Origin of the sequence: Rhodopseudomonas sp., from assembly GCF_048594845.1 — a bacterium.
Classification (GTDB): domain Bacteria; phylum Pseudomonadota; class Alphaproteobacteria; order Rhizobiales; family Xanthobacteraceae; genus Rhodopseudomonas.
Genome location: NZ_JBMDXE010000223.1, coordinates 1 through 6144 on the forward strand (window position 1 = coordinate 1; position 6144 = coordinate 6144).

A 6144-nucleotide genomic window follows, 5' to 3' on the forward strand; every position below is an offset into this window, starting at 1 on the left:
CAGGAAAAGGGGCAGCCGCGATTGGTCTCCCAGACGCCGACCCCGTTCCCGAAGAGAATCTTCGACACCGTCGCGTCCGGCCCGCGCCTGCTCGGCACGAAGAACAAGTCCGACCTCGCCGACGTCGTCGAGAAGGCGCTCCGCGGCGCCGCCCTGTGGGACGAGGTCAAGGACCGCCTCGATGCCTCCGGTCTCGGCCTGTCGGGCGGCCAGCAGCAGCGCCTGTGCATCGCCCGCACCATCGCGGTGCGGCCGGAAGTGATCCTGTTCGACGAGCCGTGCTCGGCGCTCGATCCGATCTCGACCGCCAAGATCGAGGAGCTGATCGACGAACTGAAGGAAGACTACACGATCGCGATCGTGACCCATAACATGCAGCAGGCGGCCCGCGTCTCGGAGTCGACCGCCTTTATGTATCTCGGCGAACTGATCGAGTTCGGGCCGACCAACAAGATCTTCACGTCGCCGAACGATCGGCGGACGCAGGACTACATCACCGGCCGGTTCGGCTGACGCGCCAGGCGCGAGGAGAAACGACATGGGCTTCGAGCACACCACCAAGGCGTTCGACGGCGACCTGCAGGAACTCACCCGCATGGTGGCCGAGATGGGCGGCCTGGCCGAGCGTCAGATCGTCGACTCCGTCGACGCGCTGGTCCGGCGCGACATCGCGCTCGGCGCGCGCGTGGTTGCGGCCGATCAGGAGATCGACCAGATGCAGCGCTCGATCGAAGAGCGCGCGGTTCTGACCATTGCGCGGCGCCAGCCGATGGCAATCGATCTGCGCGAGATCGTGGGCGCGATGCGGGTTGCGACCGACCTCGAGCGGATCGGCGACCTCGCCAAGAACATCGCCAAGCGCGTCAACGCGATCGACAGCGACTTCCACCCGCTGAAGCTGATCCGCGGCCTCGAGCACATGACCGACCTCGTGCAGTCGCAGGTCAAGGCGGTGCTCGACGCCTACACGGCGCACGATCTGCCGGCCGCCATGGTGGTGTGGAACGGCGACGAGGAAGTCGACGCGATCTGCACCTCGCTGTTCCGCGAACTGCTGACCTACATGATGGAAGATCCGCGCAACATCTCGTTCTGCATCCATCTGATGTTCTGCGCCAAGAACATCGAGCGGATCGGCGATCATGCCACCAACATCGCCGAGACGGTGTTCTACATGATCGAAGGCCAGCAGATCCTGGACAAGCGCCCGAAGGGCGACATGACCACCTTCGCCAGCGCCACGCCTGGCAACTGACAACCGCGTCGGCCGCTGACCAGCGGATACGCGACGATCGACGGAAGATGAGGATCACATATGGGCGCGCGCATTCTGGTAGTTGAAGACGAGGAAGCGCTGACCACGCTGCTGCGTTACAATCTCGAATCCGACGGCTACGACGTCGAAACCGTCGCTCGCGGCGACGACGCCGATACGCGGATGAAGGAGCGGATTCCGGATCTCGTGGTGCTGGACTGGATGCTGCCGGGCCTGTCCGGCATCGAACTGTGCCGCCGCCTGCGTGCCCGGCCGGAGACCAAGCAGCTCCCGATCATCATGCTGACCGCGCGCGGCGAGGAAAGCGAGCGGGTTCGCGGGCTGGCCACCGGGGCCGACGATTACATCGTCAAGCCGTTCTCGGTTCCGGAGCTGCTGGCGCGGGTGAAAGGCCTGCTGCGGCGCGCGGCGCCGGAACGTCTCGCCACCGTGCTGGCTTACGGCGATCTCGAACTCGACCGCGACAAGCGCCGCGTCGCGCGTTCCGGCCGGCCGATCGATCTCGGTCCGACCGAATATCGCCTGCTCGAGTTCTTCCTGGAGCATCCGGGCCGCGTGTTCAGCCGCGAGCAGCTGCTCGACGGCGTCTGGGGCCGCGACATCTACATCGACGAGCGGACCGTGGACGTTCACATCGGCCGCCTGCGCAAGCTGCTCAACCCGGGCCGCGAACAGGACCCGATCCGCACCGTCCGCGGCGCCGGCTACGCGCTCGACGACCGCTTCGCCAAGGTCGAAGGCAGCCCGTCGTAGTTGTTAGTTCGGTCGCGACGGCTTACCCCGTCGCATTCGTTTCAGCCGCGGCTTCAGCCCCACATCGCAACGTCATCCTCCGCGAAAGCGGAGGATCCAGTATCGCCGTGATTGGGTGGGGAGTAACGAGCGCTCTGGAATGCTGGGTCGCCCGCCTTCGCGGGCGATGACAGCTTTGCAGTGCCGAGCCGCGACGCACCCGAGTTCCGCTCTGCAGCGCTGATGTCAGTGCCCTCTCCCCTCGTGGGAGAGGGCGGCCTCGGCGTCGGCCACGGATGCTGTCGGGTGAGGGGCGGGCGCCTCGATCGTGGCAAACCCTCACCCGCGCTCGCTTCGCTCGGGCACCCCCTCCCGCAAGGGAGAGGGAGAAGACGATGTTCGATGTTTGGGAGGAGTAACTAGCGCTCCTGATACTGGTTCGCCGCTTTCGCGGCGATGACAGCATCGAGCGTTGGCGCGACAGAGGTTGCCCAGCGGAGCTAACGAGGGGCAAGCGCGCCCGCGGCTGTTACCGCGTGGTCTTCGGAGCGGCGCGGCGGCGGTCGCCGACGGGCTGGTAGGCGATGCGCGAGTGGTGGGCGCAGTAGGGCAGGCCGGGCAGCGATTTGCCGCCGCAGAAGAAGAATTCCGGATTGCTCGGATCGCCGATCGGCCAGTGGCAGGTGGCCTCGTTGAGCTCCAGCAGCGACAGCCGCTGGTTCATCGGCACCACGTTGTCGTAGGTCACCGGCTCCGGCTCGGCCTCGACTTCGAACACATGCGCCAGCGCGGTGTTGCCGCGCGCCACCGGCCGTGTGACCCGCATCATATGCTGGGCCGGACGCGCCTTGCGCGGGCGCGGGGCGGCAGAGGTCGGGCTCTTGGCCCGGCCCGACAGGCCGAGACGGTGGACCTTGCCGATCACGGCGTTGCGCGTCACGTTGCCGAGCTCCGCGGCAATTTGACTCGCCGACAGCCCGCCTTCCCATAATTTCTTCAACTGCTCGACGCGCTCGTCCGTCCAGGTCAATGCCGTCATCGTTCTATCCCTTCCTGCCGCGCGGCGCTGGTTCAGCGCGGAACCGCGGCTGTGAGGTCGTCCAATTGTCTTGCCGGCAGAATCCCTTAGCCCTCGCCGGACGACCGTTGCCGCCCGGGCGATACGCACCCACCAAGAGCTCAATAAGGATTACAAACCGCGCACGAGATGTCGTACCCGACAGCCAAAACGCTACAATATGCCGTGACTCACGCGCAAGAGTCAGACCTGGTGCGTCCACACCTTCTCATCAAGTGAGTCATAACCGTCACAGCGGCGATGTCGTGGCAGCCCCGACGCAGGTCGTTGAAAGCCCCGGTTGACAGGCACTTCAGCGCACCTAGAATGTCCCTACGTGCCGCCTGGAAAGGCGGCACGTTTCGTTTTCGGGGTACGTTGGCCCGCGACCGCGGCTCAAGCGGTCGGGCGGCGGCCCGCTTTTTCCGATTGGATCGGCCATGTCGAGCGCAGCTTCTACGTCCCATCTTTTGCCGGTATTCGCCAGGGCGGACGTCGCCTTCGAGCGCGGCGAGGGCGTCTGGCTGCACGGGACCGACGGCGAGCGCTATCTCGACTTCACCAGCGGCGTCGCGGTCAATTCGCTCGGCCACTGTCATCCGCATCTGGTCGAGGCGCTGCAGCAGCAGGCGACGCGCCTTTGGCACATGTCCAATTTGTTCAAGAGCCCGGACGGCGAGCGGTTGGCGGCGCGGCTGTGTGAGCAGAGCTTTGCCGACAAGGTGTTCTTCGCCAATTCGGGCGCCGAGGCGATGGAATGCGCGCTGAAGATGGCGCGGCACTATCACTTCTCGAAGGGCAATCCCGAGCGCACCCGGATCATCACCTTCGAGGGCGCATTCCACGGCCGCACGCTGGGGACGCTCGCCGCGACCGGCTCGGCCAAGTATCTCGAAGGCTATGGCGAGCCGCTCAGCGGTTTCGACCAGGTGCCGCTCGGCGACATCGAGGCGGTGAAGAAGACGATCGGCCCGAATACGGCCGCTATCCTGATCGAGCCGCTGCAGGGCGAGGGCGGCGTGCGCTCCCCGGAAGTCGCGTTCTTCCGCGCCTTACGTGAGCTGTGCGATCAGCACGGCCTGCTGCTGATTTTCGACGAGGTGCAGACCGGCATGGGCCGCACCGGCGAGCTGTTCGCCTACAAGCGGATCGGCGTTACGCCCGACCTGATGTCGCTGGCGAAGGCGCTCGGCGGCGGCTTCCCGATCGGCGCGTGCCTGGCGTCCGCCGAGGCGGCCACCGGCATGGCGCCCGGCTCGCACGGCTCGACCTTCGGCGGCAACCCGCTGGCGGTGGCCTCGGCCAACGCCGTGCTCGACGTCATGCTGAAGCCGGGCTTCTTCGATCACGTGAAGAAGATCTCGCTGCTGCTGAAACAGAAGCTCGCCGGCGTCGTCGATCGCTTTCCGAAGGTGCTGAGCGAAGTCCGCGGCGAGGGGCTGCTGATCGGCCTCAAGGCGGTGGTGCCGTCGACCGATCTGGTCGCCGCGCTGCGCGACCAGAAACTGCTCACCGTCGGCGCCGGCGATAACGTCGTTCGCCTGCTGCCGCCATTGATCGTCAGCGAGGCCGAGATCGAAGAGGCCGTGACGCGGCTGGAGCAGGCCTGCACGGTGCTGAGCGGCCAAGCCGTGCAGCGGGAGGCGGTGTGATGAGCAAGCTCCCGACCCCGCGGCATTTCCTCGACCTCACCGAGGTGCCGACGTCCGAATTGCGCAACATGCTGGCCGCGTCGGTGTCGATGAAGGCCAAGCGCAAGGCTGGCGCGATCGACGACAAGCCGCTCGCCGGCAAGACACTGGCGATGATCTTCGACAAGCCCTCGACCCGCACCCGCGTGTCGTTCGATGTCGGCATGCGCCAGCTCGGCGGCGAGTCGATCATGCTGACCGGGCAGGAGATGCAGCTCGGACGCGGCGAGACGATCGCCGACACCGCGCGAGTGCTGTCGCGCTTCGTCGACATCATCATGATCCGCATCCTCAATCACGACGCGCTGCTCGAGCTCGCCGCCAACGCCACCGTGCCGGTGATCAACGGCCTGACCCGCAAGTCGCATCCGTGTCAGGTGATGGCCGACGTGATGACGTTCGAGGAGCATCGCGGCTCGATCAAGGGCGCGACCGTGGCCTGGACCGGCGACGACAACAACGTGCTGGCGTCGTTCGCGCACGCCGCGCAGCGCTTCGATTTCAAGCTCAACGTCGCCACCCCGCCGCAACTCGCGCCCAACAAGGCGCTGCGCGACTGGATCAAGTCCAGCGGCGCGGCGATCAATCTCGGCAACGATCCGGAAGAAGCGGTGCGCGGCGCCGATTGCGTCGTCACCGACACCTGGGTGTCGATGGGCGACAAGGACGGCGAGCATCGCCATAACCTGCTGAAGCCCTATCAGGTCAACGCCAAGCTGATGTCGCTCGCCCACAAGGACGCGATCTTCATGCACTGCCTGCCGGCGCATCGCGGCGAAGAAGTCACCGACGAGGTGATCGACGGGCCGCAGTCGGTGGTGTTCGACGAAGCCGAAAACCGCCTGCACGCGCAGAAGGGCATTCTGGCCTGGTGCCTGGGCGCGGTGGCGTAGTTACTCCTTCATTTCGAGCGGAGCGCTCGCGGTCCCCTTTCCCTTGTGGGGCCCGCTTGGAGGGCCGAAATGTTCGGCTGCCGAGTCCTCAACTCGTCGTCCCCGCGCAGGCGGGGACCCATATCCCCTGGCCTTGCACGTGAAAGAAGGCCTCTGCCCTAGGGCTTCAATCGAGATGCTGCGGCGTATGGGTCCCCGCCTTCGCGGGGACGACACGCGGAGAGGCCCGACAAAGCCCCCTCATGGAGGGCCCCGCGAACGAAGAGGCCACGCCGCGGCAACGCAGCCATTCACCCTTCAGCTCAGCCCTTCCGATCCCCGCCTCCCGCCCCCAGATAAGCGCCCATGACCACACAGACCCCCGCTCCCCACACTTCCGAAACGCCTATCCGCGCGCCGTCGGCGGTTCCGATCGACGACAGCGTGCTGCCGTTCGAAGTCGGGCCGCTCGATCTGCGCGGCCGGCTGACGCGGCTCGGCCCGGCGCTCGACGAA

General features: G+C 66.3%; 6 protein-coding genes and 1 pseudogene. 6 read left to right on the forward strand and 1 reads right to left on the reverse strand.

Translation table 11 applies throughout. The features are described from left to right. The 3 genes from ACOJTD_RS14480 to phoB all read left to right on the forward strand — a co-directional run. A partial coding sequence (locus ACOJTD_RS14480; protein ID WP_420133598.1) for a phosphate ABC transporter ATP-binding protein occupies positions 1–513 on the forward strand: 513 nt, incomplete at its 5' end. A 25-nt stretch (positions 514–538) separates the two neighbouring features. Continuing rightward, positions 539–1255, forward strand: coding sequence for a phosphate signaling complex protein PhoU (gene phoU, locus ACOJTD_RS14485; RefSeq protein WP_420133599.1), 717 nt, complete (start codon positions 539–541; stop codon positions 1253–1255). Positions 1256–1315: 60 nt separating this feature from the next. Further along, entirely contained in the window at positions 1316–2029 is a 714-nt protein-coding gene (gene phoB, locus ACOJTD_RS14490) for a phosphate regulon transcriptional regulator PhoB (RefSeq protein ID WP_420133600.1), read from the forward strand. Between the two features lie 508 nt (positions 2030–2537). Here the strand turns inward: phoB and ACOJTD_RS14495 are convergent. Next, entirely contained in the window at positions 2538–3047 is a 510-nt protein-coding gene (locus ACOJTD_RS14495; protein ID WP_378383353.1) for a GcrA family cell cycle regulator, read from the reverse strand. A gap of 458 nt (positions 3048–3505) precedes the next feature. Here ACOJTD_RS14495 and ACOJTD_RS14500 point away from each other — a divergent pair, with 458 nt between their 5' ends. The 3 genes and pseudogenes from ACOJTD_RS14500 to ACOJTD_RS14510 all read left to right on the forward strand — a co-directional run. Further along, a complete protein-coding gene (locus ACOJTD_RS14500) occupies positions 3506–4717 on the forward strand; it encodes an aspartate aminotransferase family protein (protein ID WP_420133601.1) in 1212 nt (403 codons plus the stop codon). Then, entirely contained in the window at positions 4717–5649 is a 933-nt protein-coding gene (argF, locus tag ACOJTD_RS14505; protein ID WP_420133602.1) for an ornithine carbamoyltransferase, read from the forward strand. The genes ACOJTD_RS14500 and argF overlap by 1 nt, the downstream gene beginning before the upstream one ends. A gap of 345 nt (positions 5650–5994) precedes the next feature. Further along, a pseudogene (locus ACOJTD_RS14510) lies at positions 5995–6144 on the forward strand (Hsp33 family molecular chaperone); the annotation flags it as partial.

Excerpts from the sequence above, each read along its gene's own strand:
- phoB (WP_420133600.1), top strand. The coding sequence starts at position 1,316 with ATGGGCGCGCGCATTCTGGTAGTTGAAGACGAGGAAGCGCTGACCACG.
- phoU (WP_420133599.1), top strand. The coding sequence starts at position 539 with ATGGGCTTCGAGCACACCACCAAGGCGTTCGACGGCGACCTGCAGGAA.
- ACOJTD_RS14500 (WP_420133601.1), top strand. The coding sequence starts at position 3,506 with ATGTCGAGCGCAGCTTCTACGTCCCATCTTTTGCCGGTATTCGCCAGG.
- argF (WP_420133602.1), top strand. The coding sequence starts at position 4,717 with ATGAGCAAGCTCCCGACCCCGCGGCATTTCCTCGACCTCACCGAGGTG.
- ACOJTD_RS14495 (WP_378383353.1), bottom strand. The coding sequence starts at position 3,047 with ATGACGGCATTGACCTGGACGGACGAGCGCGTCGAGCAGTTGAAGAAA.